General features: G+C 72.9%; 16 protein-coding genes. 13 read left to right on the forward strand and 3 right to left on the reverse strand.

What is annotated here, in order from left to right:
• The first annotated feature begins 86 nt into the window (after positions 1-86).
• The 9 genes from ABZ194_RS16820 to ABZ194_RS16860 all read left to right on the forward strand — a co-directional run bounded on the left by ABZ194_RS16820 (position 87) and on the right by ABZ194_RS16860 (position 13,183).
• Positions 87-2,585 carry a putative baseplate assembly protein gene (locus tag ABZ194_RS16820; RefSeq protein WP_355597055.1) on the forward strand — a complete coding sequence of 833 codons (2,499 nt, stop codon included), beginning with the start codon at positions 87-89 and terminating at the stop codon, positions 2,583-2,585.
• A complete protein-coding gene (locus ABZ194_RS16825; RefSeq protein WP_355597057.1) occupies positions 2,582-4,648 on the forward strand; it encodes a phage tail protein in 2,067 nt (688 codons plus the stop codon). Before ABZ194_RS16820 ends, ABZ194_RS16825 begins: the two co-directional genes overlap by 4 nt.
• 10 nt (positions 4,649-4,658) lie before the next feature.
• The gene (locus tag ABZ194_RS16830) at positions 4,659-5,981 is read left to right on the forward strand and encodes a DUF6519 domain-containing protein (RefSeq protein ID WP_355597058.1); all 1,323 of its coding nucleotides are present in this window, start codon (positions 4,659-4,661) and stop codon (positions 5,979-5,981) included.
• A 9-nt stretch (positions 5,982-5,990) separates the two neighbouring features.
• Positions 5,991-10,208 (forward strand): DUF4157 domain-containing protein, encoded by a 4,218-nt coding sequence (locus ABZ194_RS16835; protein ID WP_355597060.1) that lies wholly within the window; start codon positions 5,991-5,993, stop codon positions 10,206-10,208.
• 125 nt (positions 10,209-10,333) lie between these two features.
• Positions 10,334-10,522 carry a hypothetical protein gene (locus ABZ194_RS16840; protein ID WP_355597062.1) on the forward strand — a complete coding sequence of 63 codons (189 nt, stop codon included), beginning with the start codon at positions 10,334-10,336 and terminating at the stop codon, positions 10,520-10,522.
• A 59-nt stretch (positions 10,523-10,581) separates the two neighbouring features.
• Entirely contained in the window at positions 10,582-11,337 is a 756-nt protein-coding gene (locus ABZ194_RS16845) for a BTAD domain-containing putative transcriptional regulator (protein ID WP_355597064.1), read from the forward strand.
• A gap of 408 nt (positions 11,338-11,745) precedes the next feature.
• Entirely contained in the window at positions 11,746-12,066 is a 321-nt protein-coding gene (locus ABZ194_RS16850; protein ID WP_355597066.1) for a hypothetical protein, read from the forward strand.
• Entirely contained in the window at positions 12,063-12,587 is a 525-nt protein-coding gene (locus tag ABZ194_RS16855) for a hypothetical protein (RefSeq protein WP_355597068.1), read from the forward strand. The genes ABZ194_RS16850 and ABZ194_RS16855 overlap by 4 nt, the downstream gene beginning before the upstream one ends.
• Before the next feature lie 416 nt (positions 12,588-13,003).
• Positions 13,004-13,183, forward strand: coding sequence for a hypothetical protein (locus tag ABZ194_RS16860; RefSeq protein ID WP_355597070.1), 180 nt, complete (start codon positions 13,004-13,006; stop codon positions 13,181-13,183).
• Between the two features lie 129 nt (positions 13,184-13,312).
• Here the strand turns inward: ABZ194_RS16860 and ABZ194_RS16865 are convergent, their stop codons facing one another.
• Both ABZ194_RS16865 and ABZ194_RS16870 read right to left on the reverse strand, forming a co-directional pair.
• Positions 13,313-14,518, reverse strand: coding sequence for an FAD/NAD(P)-binding oxidoreductase (locus tag ABZ194_RS16865; protein ID WP_355597072.1), 1,206 nt, complete (start codon positions 14,516-14,518; stop codon positions 13,313-13,315).
• Between the two features lie 71 nt (positions 14,519-14,589).
• Complete coding sequence (locus tag ABZ194_RS16870) at positions 14,590-15,960, reverse strand: MBL fold metallo-hydrolase (protein WP_355597074.1); 1,371 nt, start codon at positions 15,958-15,960, stop codon at positions 14,590-14,592.
• A gap of 121 nt (positions 15,961-16,081) precedes the next feature.
• Here ABZ194_RS16870 and ABZ194_RS16875 point away from each other — a divergent pair, with 121 nt between their 5' ends.
• The 3 genes from ABZ194_RS16875 to ABZ194_RS16885 are packed head-to-tail and all read left to right on the forward strand — an operon-like array spanning position 16,082 to position 18,167.
• Positions 16,082-16,876, forward strand: coding sequence for a GntR family transcriptional regulator (locus tag ABZ194_RS16875; RefSeq protein WP_355597076.1), 795 nt, complete (start codon positions 16,082-16,084; stop codon positions 16,874-16,876).
• Complete coding sequence (locus ABZ194_RS16880; protein WP_355597078.1) at positions 16,873-17,232, forward strand: rhodanese-like domain-containing protein; 360 nt, start codon at positions 16,873-16,875, stop codon at positions 17,230-17,232. The genes ABZ194_RS16875 and ABZ194_RS16880 overlap by 4 nt, the downstream gene beginning before the upstream one ends.
• Positions 17,229-18,167, forward strand: coding sequence for a sulfite exporter TauE/SafE family protein (locus ABZ194_RS16885; protein ID WP_355597080.1), 939 nt, complete (start codon positions 17,229-17,231; stop codon positions 18,165-18,167). Before ABZ194_RS16880 ends, ABZ194_RS16885 begins: the two co-directional genes overlap by 4 nt.
• Positions 18,168-18,264: 97 nt before the next feature.
• Here the strand turns inward: ABZ194_RS16885 and ABZ194_RS16890 are convergent, their stop codons facing one another.
• Positions 18,265-18,783: a DUF4396 domain-containing protein gene (locus ABZ194_RS16890; protein ID WP_355597082.1), complete on the reverse strand. Its 519-nt coding sequence runs from the start codon at positions 18,781-18,783 to the stop codon at positions 18,265-18,267.
• 296 nt (positions 18,784-19,079) lie between these two features.
• Here ABZ194_RS16890 and ABZ194_RS16895 point away from each other — a divergent pair, with 296 nt between their 5' ends.
• Positions 19,080-19,448 carry a BlaI/MecI/CopY family transcriptional regulator gene (locus tag ABZ194_RS16895; protein ID WP_355597084.1) on the forward strand — a complete coding sequence of 123 codons (369 nt, stop codon included), beginning with the start codon at positions 19,080-19,082 and terminating at the stop codon, positions 19,446-19,448.
• The last annotated feature ends 1 nt before the right edge of the window (position 19,449 follow it).

Here is a 19,449-nt window from a genome sequence, read left to right on the forward strand (position 1 = left end):
TCGGGACGCCGTCGGCGAGGGCCAATCCGCCCGGGCGGTCGAGTCTGAGCGTCCGCGCGGGCACCCGGGCGGCGTTCCTGGCGACGATGATCGAGCGGCTGGCGTCGTCCGAGCATCCGGAGCTGGCCGGGCTGACCACCCGCGCGCCCGGCGACCCGGCGCTCGCGCTGCTGGACGCGTGGGCCTGCGTCGGCGACGTCCTGGCCTTCTACCAGGAACGGATCGCCGACGAGGGTTATCTGGGGACCGCCAAGGAGCGGAGGTCGCTGGTGGAGCTGGCCGGACTCGTCGGCTACCGCCCCCGGCCGGGGCTGGCGGCCGGCGCCTGGCTGGCGTACACACTCGACCCCGACCCCGCCGACCCGGCCGTCCAGGTGCCGTACGGCAGCAGGGTCCAGAGCGTCCCCGACCCCGGCGGAAAGCCGCAGATCTTCGAGACGGCCGAGGACCTCCTCGCCCGCTCCTCCTGGGGCGCCCTGCGGCCCCGGCTGCGCCGTCCGATGTCGCTGACCCGCTGCAACGTGAGCGCCATACCGGTGGTGTACGTCGAGGGGGTCTCGACCGGGCTCGCGCCCAACGACCGCCTGCTGTTCCACTTCACCGACGGATCGCCCGTGCTGAGGGTCGTCGAGTCGGTGGAGACCGATCTGACCGCCCAGGTGACCGCCGCCACGCTGCGGTCGCTTCCGCGCGGCGCGGCCGGCGGCGACGGCGGTGACGAGGACGGTGACGACGGGGAGGCGGCGTTCGTCCGGCTGGAGGCGCTGCGGGTGAAGGCGGGCACCTTCGGCGCCGCCGCCCCGCTCAAACCGGTGCCGCCCGCCTCCGGCCGCCCGATCGGCGTCACGGCCGCGGCGGCGGACAACCCGGACTGGGAACTCGACGAGAGCCTGTACGACTCCGACGCGGGACCGCGCACCCTGCTCCCGCTCGACGCCGACTACCCGCGTGTCCTCGCCGGGAGCTGGATCGCGGTGGTGTCCGGCGACGGCGACGTGGACGTCAACCTGGTGAGAGAGGTGCGCACGCTGGGCCTGGCCCGCTACGGCGTCTCCGGCAGGGTCACCGCGCTCGTGCTGGCGTCGGCCTGGTTCCCCGCCCGGGACGGCGACGCCACGCGACACCTCACCGAACTGCGCGGCCACACCTTCCACGTCCAGGCCGAACCCCTGACACCGGCCGACGAACCGATCACCGAGCCCGTTGCCGGCAGCTCCATCGACCTCGGCGTGGTGATCCAGGACATGCCCGCCGGCCGCCGGATCATCGTGGCCGGGACGCCGCAGGAGGTGGGCCGGCTCGCCGCCGTGAGCGGTACGGATCTCCGCGCCGCCGCGGACGGCGCGGACCCGCTCGCCGCCGGGGGCGAGGTCGCGCGGGTGCTCGCGACCCGCAGGGCCGGCTCCCACACGATCCTGGACCTCGCGACGCCCCTGCGCGGCACCTACCGCCGCTCCACCGTCACGGTCTGGGGGAACGTCGTGCGCGCCACCAACGGCGAGACGAAGATCGAACCCGCCGTCGGCAGCGGTGACGCCGGTACGACCGGCCAGCGCTTCGCCCTCGGTCAGCGGCCGCTGACCTACGTCGCCACCCCCGACGCCGACGGCGCCGAGGCGGAGCTGACCGTCAGGGTCGGCGGGATCGCCTGGCACGAGGTCCCCGAACTGGCCTGGGCGGGTCCGCTGGAGCGGGCCTACCAGGTGAGCGTGGACGCCGAAGGCGGCGCGACCGTCGAGTTCGGCGACGGCGGACGCGGCGCGCGACTGCCCACCGGCACGGGCAACGTCGCCTTCCGGTACCGGGTCGGCCTGGGCCGGGCGGGCAACGTGCGGGCGGGGCGGCTCAACCAGTTGCAGACCAAACCTCTGGGCGTCAGCGCCGTGACCAACCCGCTGCGCGCCGGTGGGGGCGCCGACCAGGACGCGGACCAGGCGCTGCGCGGCCGGACGCCGCTGCCGACCCTGGCCATGGACCGGCTGGTGGGTCTGCGCGACTACGCGGACTTCACCCTGGCCCGCGCGGGCATCGGCAAGGCCGAGGCGACCCGTCTGGTGGCGGGTGGGCGCGAGCTGGTCCACCTGACGGTGGCGGGCGTGGACGACGCGCCGATCGAGCAGGACTCCGACCTCCTGCGCGGCCTGCTCGCGGCCTGCCGCCGCTTCGGCGACCCGGGAGTGCCGGTCGCCGCCGCGCCGCGCACGCTGTGGAACGTCGTGCTGGAGGCGCGCGTGTGGATCGACGCCGACCGCGCCCCCGAGCTGGTCGGCCCGCAGGCTCGCACGGCGCTGGAGTCGGCGTTCGGGTTCGACGCCCGCGGGCTCGGTCGCGGCGCCTACCTCGCCGAGGCCGTCACGGTACTCCAGCGCGTGCCCGGCGTCACGTTCGCCGACGTCGTACGGCTGGGCGCCACCCGGGGCACCGCCGCCGCGGACGCCGCCTCGGTGACCGGGGTGGCCGACCGGATACCCGCCGGGCCCGCCAGGACGGCGGCCGACGGCGTCCACATCGACCCCGCCGACCTCGTGGTGATCACACCCGGTCTGGACGGGTTCGTCGTCCTGCACGTGGAGGTGGCCCGATGACCCGTGACGAGCTGGCGGCGCTGCTGCCCGCCGTACACCGCAGTCGTGACGAGGAGCGGGGTCACCCGCTGCGCGCGCTGCTGCGCGTCGTCGAGGAGCAGGTGCGCGTCATCGAGGACGACCTCGACGCCTGGTACGACAACTGGTTCATCGAGACCTGTGAGGACTGGGTCGTACCGTACATCGCCGCGCTGGTCGGCATCGACGGGGACGGCGCGTCGCGCGCGGAGGTCGCCGACGCGGTGGCCGCGCGCCGCCGCAAGGGCACCGCCGCCGCGCTGGAACGGCTCGCGTCCGACAGCGCGGGCCTGCCGGCGCGGGCCGTGGAGACCTACCGGACGCTGGTGCGCGACCAGCACGTCCGGCACGTCCTCCTGGACCGGCCGGCCACCTTCGACGTGCGTGACGTCGTCGCCTGCGAGCGGATCGGCGGGCCCTTCGACACCGCCCCCAGGCTCCCCGACGTGCGCCGCATCAACAGCGAGCTGACCCGGGGGCTGCACAACATCCCCGGCCTGGCGCTGTACGTCTGGAGGCTGCTGTCCTTCCCGGTCACCCGGGCCCCGGCGTTCTGCGTCGACCAGCGCTACAGCCGATACCTGGTCAACGTGCTGGGCATCGACACCCAGCTGTTCGCCCGGCCGGTGACCGGACCGGCGCCCGCCCACCTGTCGGGACCGGCCGACGTGCCGCAGCCGATCAGCCGCGAGGAGTTCGCCGCGGCCGTGACCGAGTACTACGGTCCCGGGCGCGCCCTGCGGATCTGGCGCGACACTCTCGACAACCCGGTTCCCGCGAGCCGGATCGTCGGCGCCGACCTGAGTGACTGGGGCTACCGCGCCCAGCCGGGTCAGGTGGTCGTGGACCCGGTGCTCGGCAGGATCGCCTTCCCACCGGACGAGGCGCCGGAGGAGGGGGTCTGGGTGAGCTGGTGCCACGGCTTCGGCGACCGCATGGGCGGCGGCGCCTACGCCAGGGCGACCACGCCGGTCGGTACCCGCCGCCGGTACGTCGTGGGCGGCGGCGGATACGGCTCGATCACGGCCGCGCTCCAGCAGTGGCAGGAGGACAAGGCCGAGGACCCGTCCCTGCGCGACGTCCTCGTGGAGATCGTCGACTCGGCCGACTACACCGAGGCGCTCCGCGTCGAGCTGGACCTGGACGACAGGCTGGAGGTGCGGGCCGCGCCGTACCAGCGCCCGGTCATCAGGCTGCTCAACCAGAAGGCCAACCGGTTCGACGCGCTCTCGGTGCGGGCCAGGTCCAAGAACCCGCCGCCGGGGACGGCGGCGGACTGCCCGCCACCGGCCGCGCGCCGCCCGCGCCTGGTACTCGACGGGCTCGTGGTGTCGGGCCGTAGCGTCGACATCACCGGGCAGGTGGGCGAGGTGACGATCAGGCACTGCACGCTCGTGCCCGGCTGGGAGCTGGATCACCGATGCGGGCCCCGCCACGGCGAGGAGCCGTCGATCGAGCTGCGGCGCACCACCGCCCGGCTGCGGGTCGAGCGGTCGATCGTCGGCACGATCTTCGTCGACCAGGACGAGACCGCGAGCGAGCCGCTCATCGTCGAGGCCCACGACTCGATCATCGACGCGACCGGCCGCGAGCTGGCGGCCGTGACGGGCGTGGAGGACAGGAACGCCTACGCCGACCTGACGCTGCGCCGGTGCACCGTGCTGGGCGAGGTGCGCGTCTACCTGCTCAGACTCGCCGAGGACACCATCGTCACCGGCTGCCTGCACGTGGCCAGGCGAGACATCGGCTGCGTGCGCCACTCCCACGTCTCCTACGCCGGGCACGGCGGCCCGCCGCGCCACCGCTGCCCGCCCGACTCGGAGAACCGGCTGCGGCCCAGGTTCACCAGCGTCAGGTACGGCACGCCCGCCTACTGCCGGCTCCACGAGACCTGCGCCGACGCCATCCGCGCGGGAGCGGGGGACGGCGCCGAGATGGGCGCCTTCCACGACCTGTTCCAGGCGCGGCGACTCGCCAACCTCGTCGATCACCTGGACGAGTTCATCCCCCTCGGTGTCGACGCCGCCGTCATCACCGCCACCTAGAGAGGCAGCCGTGCACGGGGACTTCTCCAACATCACCTTCTCACCGGACCGCAACTACTCGACGGTCTTCGACCTGCAGGGCAGGGTCGGTCTGGACGCCAACCGCAACGAGCAGGCCGCGATCCTGCTGCACCGGCTGCGCGGCGCGCTGGCCGACCTGATGGGGCCCTACGCCGGGCCCGCGGGGCCGCACCTGGGCTTCGCCGTCGACACCCCGTCCGCGGGCGACTTCACCATCGGGGCGGGGCGCTACTACGTGGACGGCATCGGGGTGGAGAACCCGGCCGGCGCCTCCTACGCCAGGCAGCCGCACGCCGTGATGGACGTCGCGGGCGACGACAAGCTGCCCAGGGGCAGGTACCTGGTGTACCTGAAGGTCTGGGAGCGGCACGTCACCGAGGTGGAGGCCCCCTGGCTGCACGAACCCGCGCTCGGCCTGCACCACCCCGACACGAGCAGCCGCGCCCAGGTGGTCTGGCAGGTCCGCGCCGTACCCGTGCCGGCGGGCGACGTGTCGCTGGAGACCTGGGTCCAGGAGTGGATCGCCGCCGCCGCGTCGATGGAGCACACGGGAGTGCTCCAGGTGCGGGCCAGGCGTCCGCAGGAGGCCGACGACGACCCGTGCGCCGCGCCGTCCGACGCCGAGTACACCGGGGAGAACCAGCTCTACCGGGTGGAGATCCGCAGCGGGGGTACGGCTCGCGAGGGGGCGAGCTTCGCCTGGTCACGGGATAACGGCTCGGTGATCTACCCGATCCTGGCAAGTGAAGGGCCCGTGGTCCAGGTGAGCAGCCTGGGGCGCGACCGGCACACCACGCTGGAGATCGGCCAGTGGGTGGAGATCGTGGACGACGCCGTCTCGCTCCGCCGGGAGCTCGGCCTGCCCAGCCCCGCGGCGCCGCTGCGCAAGGTGGTCGACCTCGACGTGGACCTGTCGGCCGTGACCCTGGACGCGCCGCCGCCCGCGACCGAGCGTGGACGCCACCCGTACCTGCGCCGCTGGGACCACACACCGCCGGACAAGTCCCCCGACGGGGCCGTCCCGGTGACCGAGGCGTCCGCGGCCAGGAGGGACGCGGGATGGATCCCGCTGGAGCGGGGCGTCGAGGTGCGGTTCCTCACCGGCGAGCGAGGCAATCCGCACCGGTACCGTACGGGCGACTACTGGGTCTTCCCCGCCCGCCGTACGCTCGGCGACGTGATCTGGCGCCACCCCCAGGGCAGCGGCCCGCACGGCGTGGCCTACCACTACGCGCCGCTGGCCGTCGTCCAGGGCGACGGGGTCACCGGCTGGCGGACGTCGTTCGCCCTCCCGCTCACCCGCGGCCTGTGACGGCCGGTCATGGCGGTCAACGAGCGCGCCAGACACCCCGGGCCCGTCCCCCCGCGGGTCCCGGCCGCCGCGCGCAGGGAGCTGGCCCGGCGGGGCGAGCAACTGGACCCGGTGACGCGCACGGCCATGGAGGAACGGTTCGGGCAGGACCTCAGCGAGGTCAGAGTGCACTCCGACGGGCCGGCCGCGCGGTCGGCGCGCGAACTGGGCGCCCGCGCGTACACCGTCGGTGAGCAGATCGTGTTCGGCCCCGGCAGGTTCGCCCCGCACACTCCCGACGGCAGGCACCTGCTCGCCCATGAGCTGGCCCACGTCATCCAGCAGCGAGGCGGCGCGGGCCCGCATCCGACCCGCCACGCCGGACTTGAGGCCGCGGCCCATGCGGCGGCCCAGGGAACCGGTCCCGCGGTCGTGCGCGGAAGCGCGGCGGTCGGCCTGGCCATGGCCGAGGAGACGGGCGGTCCCGCGAGCCCGGAGGATGTCGCGGCGTACGCCCGGCTGAGAGAATTCCAGGACGCCGCCGACCTGCGGGCGTCCGAGCTGATGGAAGGCGTCGTCCGAAAGAGCCTCGACCGGTGGGAGGCCGCCCAGACGGCGAAGGCCGTTCAGGCGGAGAAGGAGGGGAAGGGGGCGGCCGTCGACCCGCGCACCCCCGAAGAGCGCCGCGCGGCGGCCGAGGGGTCCATCCGGGGCGACGTCACCGTCGCCATCGGCTACGCCGTGGACGAGGAGGGCAACCTCCACCAGCTCGTCACCACCAGCAAGGGCAACCGCCGCAAGCTCGTCGACCTGGGACCGAGGGAACAGTGGGTCAAGGCCGTACGCCGGAAACGCCAGGAGCCGGAGGCCCCCGCTTCCAAGCCCAAGCTCACCCTCGTACCCGCGCCCGCGCCGGGCTCCAAGCCCGCCCCGGCCCCCGCCACACCCGCCCCGGCCGCGCCCCCCACCCCCACCACCGCCCCCACGCCCGCGCCCGGGTCGGCACTCGCGCTCGCCCACGAGCCCGAGTCCGAGTCCGCACCGAAGTCCGAGCCGGTGCCCGCGTCGGGGGTCGTGCCGAAGACCGATCCCGCGTCCACCAAGACGCCCGAGGCCGCGCCCACGTCCGGTCCGCGCCTCGTCGACCAGCACGAGGGCGGGGACGCCACGGGGGAGGACGGGCTGAAGCGCAGGCGTACGGCGCAGCAGGCGCTCAAGGACGCGGAGGCGCGCCTGGCCGCCCACGCAGCCAGGCACGGCCTCAAGCTCGTCGCGGTCGGCGCGAGCTCCAACATATGCCCGCACTGCGCGGCCAAGCTCGGCGTGGCCGGTGCCACCACCGGCACAGCCCGAGCCAAGGACCCGCTGCGCGAACACGTCCCGCCGAACACCACCCCGGCGCTGGAGGCGATCAAGAAGCTCCCGCCCAAGCCGCCGGGACCCGAACCCGTCGTCGAGAAACGCCGCCCCATCCGGCCCGAAGGGGCCCCGCCCGGCGGTTCCGGAGCGTCCCCGGCCCCGGCGAAACCGCAGGCGCCCCCGCCGCGGAACACGGAGGCACCGCAGGCGGAGGCGGGAGAGGCGGGGGAGGCCGACGCTCAGATCATCCAGAGGGCACAGGCGAAGCCCCAGGCGCCCCAGGCCAAGCCGAACCCGGACACGCCGCCGCGGGTGACCGCTCCGCGGAAGACGGGGATCGCGGCGCCCAAGCCGGAAGCGCCCAAGGTGGAAGCGCCCAAGGCGGAAGCACCTCAGGCGGTGGCTCTCGGGCGGGAGAAGCCGAGTGCCGAGACCTCGGGGGACCTCGGCAAGGTGACCAGGAGGCGGGCCGTTGAGGAGAGCGGCGAGGCCGGGCGGAAGGTGACGACGACGGCGACCACCGCGGGGTGGGGGGAGGTCTCGTCCAAGACCGAACGGTTCCAGGAGAGCGGTGGCGCCGGGACCAGGAGCGCGACCGGGACGGCCGTGACGCGGGGGGAGGGCGACCTGGCGGCCACCGGGAGCAAGGACGTCACCCGGGGGACCCTCGACGAGGAGGGCAACCTCCAGAAGGGGACGCAGACCGGCTACAAGGCGGGAGGCGGAGTCGTCGCGGGCCCCGAGGGGTTCGGCGGGCTGGGGTCGGCGAGCGCGCAGCGGACCACGGCGTACGGCAAGGGCTTCACCACGACCAAATCGATCGCCGGCAACGCCCGGGTGGTGGTGAACGCCACGCGGGTGGAGGGGGCGGATCCGCCCCGCTACCAGCTGACGGTGACCATCACGGTCGGCGCGTCCGGCACGCTGGGCGGTGGAGCGGGGCAGAGGGGTACGGCGAGCGGGTCGGTGTCGCTCACCGGGTCGATAACCGGCACCTTCGTCCACCGGTTCACCGCCGAGGAGACCAGACGCTACCTCGGGGATCTGGCCCGCGAGGGGTCTGGGGGCGCGGAGAAGGAGCTGCGGGTCGTCGATCTCGTCGCGCGCGGGGGCGTCGCCGAGGCGCGGCGACTGCTCACCACCCTGGGCGCCGTGTCGTCCGCCGGGGAGGCCGCGGCGCTCACCGAGGGCGACCAGGCGACCCTGGAGGTCCAGAAGGGCGCCGGCGGCTCGCTCGGCGCGAGCTCGGCGGGCAGGTCGCCCGCCGGCGCCGAGGTCTCCTACAGCAGGGGCAAGTCGCTCAAGCGCACCGTGGCGCGTAAGGACGGGGCCGTGCTCGTCACGGTCGAGGTGGTGTCGGAGACCGCCGGGTCCATCGGGGCGTCCGGCTCCTCGGGGGGCGTGGGCGGTGGCCTCGGCTACGGCAGGAGGACATCGGAGGGCCGATCGGTCACCTTCCGCCTGAACCCCGGCGATCCGGACTACCAGCCCAGGTTCGACCGGATACTCGCGGTCGACGACGCCACCGGGCTGACCGCTCTCGCCTCCTTTGACCCGGCCGGGGTGGAGGGCACCGGATTCAGCGCCGGATGGTCGACGACGTTGACCCCCAAGGTCAGCGTCGCCGGGGCGGAGGCGTCGATATCGACCACCCACGCCTACGCGGAGAAGGTGGTCGCCGACGCCGAGGGCAGGCGCAGGCAGTTCACCGGGTCCTCCGGCGGCGGCATCGACGTCGGGGTGGCCTCGGGTCCCAAGCTCGGCTACCGGACCGAGCAGGCCGTCACCGCCGCGGTCGGCCCCGGCGAGAAGGCCACGGGTGACGTCAGCACCACGACGTCGGAGACCGACCTCGGCGCCTCGGCCCGCGCACTGGCCTCGGCCGCGGACAAGACGCCCATCGCCGGTGCGATCGGGCTGGTCACCGGTGGCACCAAGCTGCTGCGGTCCCGCACCGAGGTGATCGGGATGAAGTTGTCGGACGACGACTTCGGAGCCATCGCGGCGGCCTCCCGGGAGCGGGGCAGATGGGACCGCGCCTTCCGGGGCCGGGTGAACCAGAGCTTCCAGGAGTGGCAGCGGCTGGGCCGCAGGATCGCCGCCGGCGGCGGGGACCGGGAGGCGATGAGCCGCGCGCTCGCCCAGTACGCCGCCGAGAACGACCAGGCGTCCGACGCCGTGCAGGCGGTGGTCCGCCCGCAGGGTCAGGCCGAGGGCGGTGTGCGCTACGACTGGCCGTCCGAACTGGCCAAGGAGCGGGAGGCGTTCGAGACCGTCGTGGTGGGTGACCGGGTCGCCCGGCTCAGGGCCCGCGCCGCCGCCGGAGCCTTCGAGGAGGCTCAGGCGGGCCTGAGCGCCGACAACGCCAGGCTCGCCAAGGCGGCCGGGGCCATCACGGCCGCGGCCGCGCGGTTCTCCGATGTGGCGGCGGTGGCCGAGATGCTGCGCAGGATCGGCGGCAAGCAGACGGAGATCCGCGCCGAGCTGCGCAGGCTGAAGGCGGCGCTCGCGCCGGGCGAACCGGCGGCCGGGCCCGTGGCCGCGATCGGTCCCACCCCCGACGTCCAGGCGGCGGAGGAGCGCGACGCCAGGATCCAGAGCCTGATCCCCGCCGCGCTGACGCTGCGCGAGCGCGAGACGGCGATCTTCGCCGAGGTGCGCGGGGAACTCGACCATCCGCCGTGGTATCGAGGCCCGGACGTCATCTCCGTCATCCAGACGCTCAACAAGCTCAGGCCGCTCTACACGCAGTGGGACGCGCTGGTCGCCGAACTCCGCGCCGTCATGCGCGAGCGCGGTGAGGACGGGTCACGCGCCGACGGCTACGGCCCCGACCGCAAGACCTGGGAGGCGCTGCGCCGTCACCCGGAACTGACCAGATACGGCTGAGCCGTACTGAATTTCGCAAAGAGGGACGTTTTTGGACGTCGCGCGACTATCGCCGGAACGTTACTCGGATAAATGTAAATCTTACGAAGATGAATGGGTTATATGGCCGGTGCAAGGTGGGGGTCATGGACGAGCGGGCGGACCTGTTCGTGGTCAGAGTCTGGTTCGAAGGACCAGGCCATGACCGGTTTCGTGCCCGGATCATGGTCTCCGGGCTGAATTCCGAGGCGCCTCCCGCCTCCTTCGTGACCGCCAGTCAGCAGGAAGTCGTCGAAAAACTCCGAGAATGGCTGGCCGAAGTGGCGCTCTATTGACAGCCTTCTCTTGGCAGCATAAAACCATGGAACCCGTTCGTGTATGGGAGGGGCGCCCGATGGACAGCACACCTGCTGTCGCGGCGTACGATGCGCGGCCGGAGGGGTCAGCCAGCCTGCGTCTGCTGGGCGCCTTCGAGGTGTCGGCACGCGGCGAAACGGTGGGTGCGCGGTGGAGCGACCTACCGCACAGCGCCCGGCGGCTGGTCGCCTTCCTCGGTCTGCACGGCACCGCGACCCGAGACTTCGCCGCAGGCAGCCTGTGGCCCGACTCCACGGAGGCACGCGCGCAAGCCGACCTTCGCACCACCCTGTGGCGGGCCGGCAGGGCCTGTCCGGGGCTGATCGTCGCCGGCGGGCCCTCCATGCGACTGCACCCGCGCGTCCGGGTCGACGTCGACGAGCTGCAGGCGCTGAGCAGGCGGCTGCACATGGGACAGCCGGGACAGGCCGAGGCGGACGGCTCCTGGCCGCCGCCGTGTGGCGTGCTGCTGCCCGGCTGGTACGACGAATGGGTCGTCGTCGTCCGTGAGCGCGTCCGCCAGCTTCAGCTGCACACCCTGGAGGCCCTCGCCGAGCAGCAGCTCGGCCGCGGCGCCTACGGCCGGGCGCTGGACCTCGCGCTGAGCGCCGTCGAGTACGAGCCGCTGCGGGAGAGCTCCCAGAGGCTGGTCGTCCGCATCCACCTCGCCGAGGGCAACCTCGCCGAGGCGGTCCGTGCCGTACAGACGTTCCAGAAGCTGCTCTGGCGGGAGATCAGGGTCCGGCCGACCCCCGAGTTCCTGCGCCTGGTCGACCTGGTGGTGCCGCGCTGAGCAGGAGCAGGTCCAAGACCGCTCGCCCCCGGCACGCCCTCGCCGAGCATCCGGCCGGTGCGCTCATGTGAGAAGGGCGATGGCGGGCGACGGCCAAGGCTGGGACCAGCCGGGTACGGGCCCGCTTGAGGAGGAGCCGGCCGTCCGGTGCGGAGCCGTTCACGGAGCACGGTTCGGCCCGTGCTGAGCAGGACTTTTGTGGATTCCGGACCGCTGCTGGCCGCATAGGCTCTGCCACGACGCCTCCAGGGGAGACCCGGGGGACGGCCCCGGCGCGACCGTGGCTGATCGGGTCCGCTCGGGGGTCACCCCAAATGTCATACCGGGCGTGTCTGGCCCGTTCTTCCGGCGCGCCATACGGTCACCCAAACGAATTCCCGATGCGCGCAGAAGAACCTGGAGTACCCCATGTCAACCCTTGCCATCAGGAACGTGACGCTTCTGGACGGGACCGGTGGCATCGCCCGCGCCGACTCGTCGGTGCACGTGACCGACGGGCGGATCGGCTGGGTCGGCGACGCGTCCGCGGAGCCGCGGGACGTGACGGTCAGCCAGGTCATCGACGGTACCGGCCGGACCCTGCTTCCCGGCTTCATCGACAGCCACGTCCACCTGTGCGCGGACCCGGAGCGTCCGGGCCGCTACGACCCCCTCCAGGTCAGCACCGAACGCCTCGCCATGGAGACATCTTCGACGACGCCGGGTTCGCCCACCACGCCCGCTCCGTGACCGCCTACCGGGCCGTGGCCCTGGAGCGTTCCGGCGCGTCCGAGGAGGCCGAGAGCCTACGGTCGCGGGTGACCGGGTGGCTCATCCACTCCGGGACGTCACGGCTCTACTGGCAGGGCGCCGGGACGGCCGACCCGTTGGCGCGCGGCATGTGGTCGCCGGCTCCACGGGCCGGCGCGGAGACCGGAGAAGGCAGCCCGCTGCTGACCTGTTCTAACCCGGAGATCCGCGAACGCATCGAGAAGGCGCTGGCCGCGGGGACGCCGATCCGGTCGGTCGAGGCGCTGCTCAACGGCTACGGGCTCACCTGGCGCGAGATCGACGTCTTCTTCGCGTACTTCCTGCGGGTCGTCACCGAGATGCCCGAGGGCTCGACCTTCCGGGACCGGTGTGCCCGCCACCTCGTCATCTCCGAGCACACCCTCAAGACGCACATCTCGCGGATCCGCAGAAAACTCGGCATCGAGGACGAGGTCTCACCGCAGGTCCTGAGCGCCTGGCTGGCCGGTGTCGAGGGCTGACCGGGCCGTGGCACGCCCGCTGTCCGGCATCCCCTTCGAGCCCTCCGGCCCCCCGAGGTGCGGACAGCCCGGGGGCCAGATCATGAGGATCTGGAGATCAAGGAGTTTCCCGGGAGGCCCCGTTCAGGTGGAGACCCCGGCCGCGCCCGCACGCCGGACGCGCGTATGGCCGGGTCGTGAAGACCTCGGGGCATGGGGGCGGGTTGCGTTCGGTGCGCGGTGATGGTCTCCTGGGGGGATGGATTCCTTCGGCGCGGGAGCGGGGCACAGCTTGATGATGTGCCTGTTCGCGGTGACGCCGCTGTCGGTCGACGACCGGCTGTGTCGCCGCGGCGCCGTCTCGCGCTGACCGGCTCCGCCGGATCGGCCGGACGCGTCGCACGTCGACCAGTCTTCCCGCCGAGTCGAGGATCCCGATGACCGACACCACCTCCGCGATCGTTCCCACGCCCGAGGCTCATGCCCATGTCGAGGCGGACGCGCCGGCGACCCCGCCGGCGCGCCGGCGGAGGTCGCTCACCGACCGGCTGCGCGACACCGGGGGCAGGATCGCCTCGGCCGTCCTGTCCGCCCACGGCGCCGGTGTGCCTTTCTGACCGCCGATCCCGCCGATCCCCGCCGATCGCGCCGGCCGGGGCCGGGTGATCTCCGGTGATCTCCACGTGGCCTGCCCGGAAGCGGCGGTTCGCCCGTCGGGGCCGCCTACCCGCCCCGGGCGACGGCGCTCAGGCCCGGCCCCTGAGCATGAGGTTCCAGTACAGGGCGGCGAGTCCGTAGCGCTTGAGGTACCACATGTCCTTGCGCTCGCGGGTGGTGTCGATGAGCGGGAAGCTGGGCGTGGGGCGCATGGTGTAGTCGAACTCCGCGAGCAGTGTCCTGCCGCGGGCGGTGGTCAGCGGACACGAGGCGTAGCCGCCGTAGGAGGCCGGGAGCGGCTGATTCCTCATCGCGGCGACCACGTTCCTCGCCACCACGGGGGCCTGCTTGCGGATCGCCGCGCCGGTCTTGGAGTTGGGGGTGGATCCGGCGTCGCCCAGGGCGAACACGTTGGAGTGGCGTACGTGCCGCATGGTGTGCTTGTCGACCTCGACGTAACCCGCCGGGCTGCCCGGGTCGGCCAGCGCGGTCGCCTTGATCCAGTCGGGGGCCGACTGCGGCGGCACGACGTGCAGCAGGTCGTAGCCGATGTCCTCGCGGGTGCCGCCGGCGTGATCGGTCACGACGATTCGGCGGCCCTCGCCGTCGATCTCGGTGACCTCGCTGCTGGTGCGGACCTCGATGCCGTACCGGGCCGCGACCCGTTCCAGCTCCTCGGCGAACTCCCTCACCCCGAACATGCCCGGGGTGGGAAGCACGAGCACGATGCGGATGTCGCCGAGCACGCCCTGCCGCCGCCAGTGGTCCGCGGCCAGATAGGCGATCTTCTGCGGGGCGCCGGCGCACTTGATCGGCCCGGCCGGCATGCTGAACACCGCGGTGCCGGACCGGAGGTCACGGATGAGCTGCCAGGTCTTGGGCGCCAGATCGTAGGTGTAGTTGCTCGACACCGCCGGGGTGCGCAGCGCCTCGGCCATTCCGGGGATCTTCTCCCAGTCCAGCTGTATGCCGGGGCAGACCACGAGCTGGTCATAGGTGACGCGGGCACCGGCGGCGGTGGTCACCGTCCGGTTGTCCGGGTCGATGTCCAGCGCGGCGTCCTTGATCCACGCGACGCCTGGGGGCATGATCGACGCCTGCGGGCGGGCGCTCTCCTTCGCCGGGGCGCATCCGCCGCCGACCAGGGTCCACAGCGGCTGGTAATAGTGGGTGTCGGACGGTTCCACAAGCCCGATGTCATCGACGCGGGCACGTCGCAGCCGGGCCGCGACACTGACGCCGGCGCTGCCTCCGCCGATGATGAGGACCCGATGGTGCATCGCGGATGTCGTCATGGAGAGCCTCCCTGCTCTGGGCGTATCGGATGGCGCGGGGGTGTCGGGGCCCGGTGGAGGGCGTCCGGCGCTCAGCCGAGCGCCGTGCCGGTGCCGGTCGCCGTAGCGTACTCGTCGTCGATGAGTACGACGTCCCGCCCGGCGCGGTCGAGCAGGCTCGCCGCGATCGAGGCCCGGAACCCACTGGCGCAGTGCACCCACACCTGCCCCGCGGGTACCTCTGCCAGGCGCTCCAGCAGGGAGTGCAGCGGGATGTGCGCCGATCCGGGCACCATGCCGGCGGCGCGTTCGTCGTCACGGCGCACGTCCAGCACCACCGGGCGCGTGCCCTGCCCGGCGTGTACGGCCGCCAGGTCGGCGAAGGTGGCGGTGCGGTAACCGCGCAGTTCCCGCGCGTCGGCCAGTTCGCCCGGTGTGCCCACCGCGGCGCCGTCGGGCCGGTCGATGCCGATGCGCACCAGCTGCCTCTGGGCGTCGGCGACCTGCTGCGCGGTGTCCCCGATCAACGTCAGCGGGGTCTCCCACGGGATCAGCCAGCCGAGGTAGGTGGAGAAGTGCAGGCCCAGCGCGATCCCGATGGTGCCCGCCACGTGCTCGGCGGCGTAGGCGGTCCGGTCGCGCAGATCCACCACCCACTCTCCGGCGGTGATCCGCTTGTGCAGCTCCTCCGGCGACACCGGTGACGGCGCGGACAGGTCCACGGGCCCCGGCCCCTGCCGGTTACGGGCGCCCATGTGGGCGTAGTAGCGCGGATAGGCGGTCAGCCCGGCGACCAGACGGGCCACGAAGGCGTCCTCGTCGTGCTCGGTCAGCGCGTCGTTGCGTCCGCGTTCCTGGCCGATGGTCGCGCTCTCACCACCGGTGGCCGACCCGGAGGAGCAGAAACTGCCGAAGCCGTGGGTGGGGAACACCCGCGTGTCGTCGGCGCACAGGCCGGCCAGACGCCGCGCGGAGTGGAACTGGGCACGGGCCAGTTCCTCCGTGCGGGCCGGATCGACCAGATCGGTACGGCCCACGCTGCCGTAGAGCAGTGATCCTCCGCTGAACAGGGCCGCCGGCCCCTCGTCGCCGGGGCCGGTGTCGACGACGTACGCCAGATGGGTGTCGGTGTGCCCGGGGGTGGCCAGCACCCGGATCCGCAGGCCGCCCACGGTCAGCACGTCGCCGTCGGCCACCGGCCGCCGGTCGAACCCCACCGCGTCGGCGGCCGCCACCGCGTATGTGGCCCCCGTGGACCGGGCCAGCTCCAGGCCGCCGGTGACGTAGTCGTTGTGGATGTGCGTCTCCAGCACCATCGCACACCGCAGGCCGCGGTCGTCGAGAAGCCGCCGCACGCGGTCCAGGTCCCGTTGTGGGTCCACGACCACCGCGACGGCGCCGTCGTGGGCGATGTAGCTGCGATCGCCCAGCTCGCTGGTCTCGATGACCTCGACCTCCACCACGGTCCTACCCCCTCGATTGCAGAAAAGTCCGAATGTCCGTACATTATTAGGTAGTGGATGCTTCGGCAAGAAGAGATGGGTGAGGACAACGAGTCAGCAGGCTGCCCCGGGGCCTCGGGCGGTGGACCGCGCCAGCGCGCTGCCGCTGTGGGCGCAGCTCCGTGCCGATCTGAATCGCCGCCTCGACAACGGCGAGTTCGGCGACGTCTTCCCCGGTGAGCTGGCGCTGGTGGCCGAGTACGGCGTCAGCCGCCACACCGTGCGCGAGGCACTGCGCCGGCTCCGCGCCGACGGGGTGGTGATCGCCGAACGCGGACGTGCCCCCCGTCTGGCCGCGCCCGCCCAGATCGAGCAGCCGCTCGGCGCCCTTTACAGCCTGTTCGCCTCGGCGGAGGCCGCCGGACAGCATCAGCGTAGTGTCGTGCGCATCCTCGACGTGCGAGCCGACGGGCTGGTCGCGGTCCGCCTCGGGCTTGAGGAGTCCACGCCCCTGCTGTACCTGGAGCGGCTGCGCCTGGCCGCGGAGGAGCCCCTGGCCCTGGATCGGGTCTGGATCCCCTCCCAGGTCGCGGCTCCGCTGCTGGAGGCCGACTTCACCCACACCGCCCTGTACGACGAGCTCGCCGGTCGCTGCGGCGTCCGGCTGACCGGCGGGCGGGAGCACATCCGCGCCGTGGTGCCCACCGCCGCCGAACGCCGCCTGCTCGGAGTCGAACCCGGTGTGGCCGCGTTCGCCATCGACCGCCTCGCCTATCAGGAGAGCCGCCCCATGGAGTGGCGCCGCACCCTCGTCCGCGGTGACCGGTTCGCCGTCACCGCCCAGTTCTCCGCGCGTGACGGCTACCGCCTCGACGTCGCCGGTGCGCCGAGACACCGCAGGACCCCGCGGCCCCGTATCGCAACGGAGCACCGATGACACCCAGATCGCCACATGCCGCCGACACCGTCGAGGTCGCCGAGGCCGCCAGGCTCGTCGCCGACGGTGTCGTGATCCTGCTCGATGTCCGCGAACCCGGCGAATGGCAGGCCGGACGGAGCCCCGACGCCCACCACGTGCCCCTCGGCGCTCTGGGCGCCCTGGATCCGGACCTACTCCCAACCCACCAGGCCGTCATCGTCGTGTGCCGGTCCGGTATCCGCTCGGCGAAGGCCACCTCCATCCTGCGCGCCGTAGGGGTGCCCGCCCGTAACCTCGCCGGGGGAATGAGGGCGTGGGCCGCGGCCGGCCTGCCGGTCACCACCGAAGACGGGCAGCCCGGAACCGTCATATGACAGTCGTCGCCGTGCCGGCCCTCGGCCTGCTCATCGGTGCCGTGCTGGGCGCCCTCGGAGGCGGTGGCGCCATTCTCGCCGTCCCGGTCCTGGTCTACCTGCTCGGCCAGTCTCCCCAGGACGCCACCACCAGCAGCCTGGTCATCGTCGGTCTCACCGCCGTCTTCGGCGCGGTGGGCCACTCCCGCAACGGGCAGGTCCGCTGGCTCACCGGGGGGGCCTTCGGCGTGGTCGGTGTCGCCGCGGCCTTCGCCGGCACGGCCGTCAATCGCCTCATCGATCCCCACCTGCTGCTTCTCGGCTTCGCCGCGTTGACGACCGTCGCCGCGGCGGGCATGCTGCTACGCGCCCGGGGTGGGGGGCGCGGCGACGGCGCGAACGGTGCCGGTCACGGCGCGGACGGTAACGGCACCGGCGGTGTCGGTGCGGGCGGGGACGGGGTGGCGGAGGCCGGGTACGGAACGGCTCCGCCGCCGACGGCGGCGGTGGGCGGTGGGCAGCTCACCCTTACCCGTACCGGCGGGCTCAGAGGCTCCCCGTGGGGCGCGCGTGGCCGTACGGTCACCATGGTGGTCAAGGTCGTCCTCGCCGGCCTGGCGGTCGGATTCCTCACCGGCCTGTTCGGCGTCGGCGGCGGGTTCGTCATCGTGCCGGCACTCGTTCTCGCCCTGGGTCTGCCCATGCCGGCCGCGGTCGGCACGTCCCTGTTCGTCATAGCGATCAATTCGGGCGCGTCGCTGGCCGCGCGTGCCGGGCAGGCGCACTTCGACTGGGGGGTGATCGTCCCCTTCACCCTCGCCGCGGTGGCGGGCACCGTCGCGGGACGGAGGATCGCCGACCGGCTGCCCGCCGCGATCCTGACCCGGTCGTTCTCGATCCTGCTCCTGGGCGTCGCCGTCTACGTCGCGGCCGGCAGCGTTCTCGCGCTCACCTGAGGACGGGCGGACCTGAGGACGGGCGGAGGGGCGACGCTCACCCGGCAAGGGGAGACACTCGCTCGCGAACGGGCGAGTTCCCGGTTCCCGGCGGCTCTCAGTGGTGGTAGGCGTGGATCACCGCGTGTCCTCCGCCCCGCCCGATGATCCACTTGTTGACGGGGGTGGTGACGAGGAAGGCCACCAGCAGTGAGAGGGCGAGAGCCGCCCAGAACAGGCCGGTGGAGAGTCCGGCGTCCATCGCGCCGGGCACCACGAGCATCACGCCGTTGTCGGCGATCTCCATGACGATGATCGAGACCGTGTCGGCGGCGAGTGCCAGCCGTACGGCTTCGCGCCAGCCGACTCCGGCCCTGCGCAGCCCCGTCAGGGTGAGGGCGTAGCCGAAGAAGAAGGCCAGGACGACGGCCAGGACGAGGGTGGGCGCGTTCGGCCAGCCCAGGGCGGTGCCCACCACCATGCCGAGCACCTCGCCGATCGCGCAGCCCGTCAGGCAGTGCAGGGTCGCCGACGCGGCCATCCGCCACGTCGCCTTGGCGGGACGCCCGCTGTGATCGTGTCCCTGGTGATCATGCGTGGGGTCTCCTCCGTGACCGGTGTGGTCCGCAGGTCGCATCGATTCGGACATTTCCTCCTCTTTCTCCTCGTCAGACATCGACACGTTATACCTATGGGGGGTATATGGCAACGGCGGTGTCCACCATGGAGAGGGCTCTACCACCTGCGATCGGTGTACGGCCGGCCGCCGACGGAACCCGGTCCGCCCGGCCGGTGCGAGGCGGAGTCCACCGGAGCCGGGCAGGCCGGGGGCGTACGGCATGAGCACCCCGGCGGCCGGTAAAGGCACTTGGTCGACTGTCTACGATGCCCGGTAGCATCAAATGGTCCTCAGATAGATGGGAGTCGCACGCGATGCGTGGTCTGGGAGACCTGGAAGCCGCGATCATGGAGCGCCTGTGGTCGTACCACCGGCCCGCGTCGGTCAGGGACGTGCTCGAAGACCTCCGCCGCGAGCGGGAGATCGCCTACACCACCGTCATGACGGTGATGGACAAGCTGCACACCAAGGGCCTGCTCCGCAGGAGGACGGTCGGCCGCGCCTACGTTTATGAGACGGTGACCAGCAAGGAGGCCCACACCGCCGAGCTCATGCGCACCACCCTCGCCTCGGGCGGCAACCGGGCGGCCACGCTGGTGCACTTCCTGGAACGGCTGAGCCCGGAGGAGTCCGCCGCGCTTGAGGCCGCGCTCAAGGTGTATCCCCCCGGAGACCGTGCCTGAT

The organism is Streptosporangium sp. NPDC006007, from assembly GCF_040614315.1.
GTDB lineage: Bacteria > Actinomycetota > Actinomycetes > Streptosporangiales > Streptosporangiaceae > Streptosporangium.

Excerpts from the sequence above, each read along its gene's own strand:
- ABZ194_RS16820 (WP_355597055.1), top strand. The coding sequence starts at position 87 with ATGATCGAGCGGCTGGCGTCGTCCGAGCATCCGGAGCTGGCCGGGCTG.
- ABZ194_RS16825 (WP_355597057.1), top strand. The coding sequence starts at position 2,582 with ATGACCCGTGACGAGCTGGCGGCGCTGCTGCCCGCCGTACACCGCAGT.
- ABZ194_RS16835 (WP_355597060.1), top strand. The coding sequence starts at position 5,991 with ATGGCGGTCAACGAGCGCGCCAGACACCCCGGGCCCGTCCCCCCGCGG.
- ABZ194_RS16840 (WP_355597062.1), top strand. The coding sequence starts at position 10,334 with ATGGACGAGCGGGCGGACCTGTTCGTGGTCAGAGTCTGGTTCGAAGGA.
- ABZ194_RS16845 (WP_355597064.1), top strand. The coding sequence starts at position 10,582 with ATGGACAGCACACCTGCTGTCGCGGCGTACGATGCGCGGCCGGAGGGG.
- ABZ194_RS16850 (WP_355597066.1), top strand. The coding sequence starts at position 11,746 with ATGTCAACCCTTGCCATCAGGAACGTGACGCTTCTGGACGGGACCGGT.
- ABZ194_RS16860 (WP_355597070.1), top strand. The coding sequence starts at position 13,004 with ATGACCGACACCACCTCCGCGATCGTTCCCACGCCCGAGGCTCATGCC.
- ABZ194_RS16865 (WP_355597072.1), bottom strand. The coding sequence starts at position 14,518 with ATGACGACATCCGCGATGCACCATCGGGTCCTCATCATCGGCGGAGGC.
- ABZ194_RS16880 (WP_355597078.1), top strand. The coding sequence starts at position 16,873 with ATGACACCCAGATCGCCACATGCCGCCGACACCGTCGAGGTCGCCGAG.
- ABZ194_RS16885 (WP_355597080.1), top strand. The coding sequence starts at position 17,229 with ATGACAGTCGTCGCCGTGCCGGCCCTCGGCCTGCTCATCGGTGCCGTG.
- ABZ194_RS16890 (WP_355597082.1), bottom strand. The coding sequence starts at position 18,783 with ATGCGACCTGCGGACCACACCGGTCACGGAGGAGACCCCACGCATGAT.
- ABZ194_RS16895 (WP_355597084.1), top strand. The coding sequence starts at position 19,080 with ATGCGTGGTCTGGGAGACCTGGAAGCCGCGATCATGGAGCGCCTGTGG.